General features: G+C 64.4%; 4 protein-coding genes and 1 pseudogene. 4 read left to right on the top strand and 1 reads right to left on the bottom strand.

Features of this window, described 5'->3' with window-relative positions; all coding sequences use genetic code 11:
* The 4 genes and pseudogenes from A3728_RS10965 to A3728_RS10950 all read left to right on the top strand — a co-directional run.
* Window positions 1-619, top strand: a pseudogene (locus A3728_RS10965) (hypothetical protein); the annotation flags it as partial.
* Window positions 620-1006 (top strand): RNA-binding S4 domain-containing protein, encoded by a 387-nt coding sequence (locus A3728_RS10960; RefSeq protein ID WP_067923423.1) that lies wholly within the window; start codon window positions 620-622, stop codon window positions 1004-1006. It begins immediately after the preceding pseudogene.
* Window positions 1007-1094: 88 nt separating this feature from the next.
* Entirely contained in the window at window positions 1095-1433 is a 339-nt protein-coding gene (fdxA, locus tag A3728_RS10955) for a ferredoxin FdxA (protein ID WP_067923419.1), read from the top strand.
* Window positions 1434-1722: 289 nt separating this feature from the next.
* Entirely contained in the window at window positions 1723-2235 is a 513-nt protein-coding gene (locus tag A3728_RS10950) for a CarD family transcriptional regulator (protein WP_067923416.1), read from the top strand.
* 136 nt (window positions 2236-2371) lie between these two features.
* Here the strand turns inward: A3728_RS10950 and A3728_RS10945 are convergent.
* A partial coding sequence (locus A3728_RS10945) for an adenosylcobinamide-GDP ribazoletransferase (RefSeq protein WP_067923413.1) occupies window positions 2372-3003 on the bottom strand: 632 nt, incomplete at its 5' end.

Here is a 3003-nt window from a genome sequence, read left to right as displayed (position 1 = left end):
GGTGGATAAGGCCGTGCCCCATGACGGCACCCACAAGATGATGGACCCCGGGGCCGATACCGAGGTGCCGGAAAAGGTCGACGGCCCGGTGAACGATACCCCGGCGGACGATGCGCCCGACAAACCGGTAATGGACGTTGCGGCGGAGCAGCCCGAGGGCGGTATCGTGGAACGGCCCACCCCGGCGGAACCCGCCGACACCCCGCCCGAGGTCGCAAAGATCGAGAACGAAGGCCTCGCCCCCATCGCGGAGGAGCCCGAAGAGACGCCCGAGGTATCCAACCATATTCCCGATCTGCCGAAGGACGAGGTGCCGCAGGGCACCGCCTCCGACGCGGATATGGCAGGCCCGGAGATGGAGACCTATTACGTCTTTACATGGGCGCGCACCCCGCGTGGCGGCGGTGCGGGCAATCGCCGGGGCGGCGACAAGCCGCAGGGCCGTGGCAAACCGCAGGGTAAGGGGCGCCGTGACGGTGGCGGCCCGCGCCGGGATGGCGGCGGCAAAGGCAAGGGCAAGGCGCAGAACTTCAGCGCCCGACCCCCCAAGCAGGAAAAGAAGATCGATCCGGACAATCCTTTCGCCGCGGCTCTCATGGGTCTGAAGGACGACAAGTAATTGGACGGGGCGGCCCCGAAACTGCGGCTCGATAAATGGCTGTGGTTCGCCCGCTTCTGGAAGACGCGCACGCTGGCGGCGGGGCGGATCAGCGAAGACGGCGTGCGCGTGAACGGCCAGATCGTGCGCAAGCCGTCTTTTTGCATCGCGCCGGGGGATGTCCTGAGCTTTACCCAGGGCGAAAGGGTCCGGGTGATCGAGATATCGGCGCTGGCGGAACGTCGCGGCCCGGCCCCCGAGGCGCAGGCGCTGTATGTCGATCGTTCCCCGCCCGCCGGGCCCCGCAGGGACGTTGCTTCGGAAAATCCCGCATTCGAAGGACGGGGACGGCCCACCAAGAAGGATCGCAGGCAGTTTGATCTTTCGCGCGGCCGTCGCCTTGAATGATCCCGCCGCAAGGGCTAGCTAGGCCGCTGTGGTACGGCCCGTGTCACCGACCGCATCACCCGACACTTACGCCGACAGGGATGATTGAATGACCTATATCGTGAACGATGCCTGCATCGCCTGCAAATACACCGACTGCGTGGAGGTGTGCCCCGTGGATTGTTTCTACGAAGGTGAGAACATGCTGGTGATCCACCCTGACGAATGTATCGACTGCGGTGTCTGTGAACCCGAATGCCCGGCCGATGCGATCAAGCCGGATACCGAGCCGGAAGCGGAAAAATGGGTTGAGTTCAACCGCAAGTATTCCGAGATGTGGCCGGTGATCATCACGAAGAAAGAACCGCTGCCCGATGCCGAAAAGCATGACGGCGAAGAGGGAAAGCTGGAAAAGTACTTCTCCGAAGCACCCGGCGAAGGCGGGTGATTCGCCCCCCGTGCGCGGTATTGTTGGCCTGATGCCGCTGCGGGGCAGAGTATTTTCAGTGATTTCCAGAAGTTGACCTAGGGGAAACTTTCAACGGCCCTCAACTTGTGATATACTCAGGCGCAATGATAACCAGTGTCTGCCAAACTCCTAGCTGTTTGATCGGTCCTCTCGGCAGGACTGACTGAAATTTCCGACATCGACGCTTCGGATGCGTGCCCGCCGGGCCGCCCGCAGGCGTCGTCAGTCGTGCCGGGGGTAGGTGGACAAGCGCCAAGGAGGCGTCTTGATGACAAAATCGAAGAAACTGGATTTCCGCCCGAACGAGTTCGTGGTCTATCCTGCGCATGGCGTGGGGCAGATCGTGTCCATCGAGGAACAGGAAGTCGCCGGGATTTCGCTGGAGCTCTTCGTCATTTCCTTCGAGAAGGACAAGATGACGCTGCGCGTGCCCACCCACAAGGCGACCGAAATCGGCATGCGCGCGCTGTCGAGCCCCGACGTGATCGCCCATGCGATGAAAACGCTCAAGGGCAAGGCCAAGGTCAAGCGGGCCATGTGGTCGCGCCGGGCGCAGGAATATGAACAGAAGATCAACTCCGGCGATCTCATCGCCATCGCAGAGGTGGTGCGCGACCTGCACCGCTCCGACGACCAGCGCGAGCAGAGCTATTCCGAACGGCAGCTCTATGAAGCCGCGCTCGAACGGCTGACGCGCGAAGTTGCCGCCGTCTCCGGTGGGGACGAGATGGCTGCCGCGAAGCAGGTGGGCGATGTGCTGGAAAGCCGCGTCGCGGCCTGACCGGGGCTGAAATCCCGCTGGGATAACCCTGTCTGACGTTACTGATTGCGAAGCCGCGCCCGGATGATCGGGCGCGGTTTTGTTTTGCGGGGAAGGTGCAGCCGGGGCGCCGCCCCGGACCCCGAAGTATTTCCGATCATGAGAAGCTGACGACCAGAAGGCAGAGCGCTGCGGTTTCAATCACTTGCTGGGTGGCGCCGAGTATGTCGCCCGTCTGGCCGCCGAGGCGCGACAGGGCGAGCGCGCGCATCCCCCAGGCCAGCGCAGCCGCGAGGGGCAGGATAAGGAAGGCCCAGACGCCCGCGAAGGCGAATGTGACAGCGGCCCCGATGATCACCGCCAGCAGGGCGGCCCGGGGGTCGGACCTGCCCACCGCATGAGACAGCCCGCTGCTGCGCGCATGGGGGGTGGTTGCCATGATGGCCGGAAGCGCCGCGCGGGAGAGGGCTGCCGCGGCGAGATAGGGCCAGAGTGACGAGGGTGCGAGGGCGAGGGCCGAGAGGGCCGACCAGCGCAAGCCGGTCATCAGGATGAGCGCCATGGTGCCGTAGCTGCCGATCTGGCTGTCTTTCATGATTTCGAGCCGCCGCGCGACCGTCTGCCCGCCCCAGAGGCCATCCGCGGTATCGGCCAGCCCGTCTTCGTGCATTGCCCCGGTGAGAAACGCCATGGTCAGAAGCACGGCACCCGCGGCGATGGCGGGCCCTGTGCCCAAGGCCAGCGCAAGCTGCCCGACAATGACCGCGATGAGACCAAGGAGCACTCCGA

The sequence above is a fragment of the Sulfitobacter sp. HI0040 genome, assembly GCF_001634885.1.
Lineage (GTDB): Bacteria > Pseudomonadota > Alphaproteobacteria > Rhodobacterales > Rhodobacteraceae > Sulfitobacter.
Note: the sequence above shows the minus strand (reverse complement) of the source record. Positions and strands in the feature narration are given on the sequence as shown.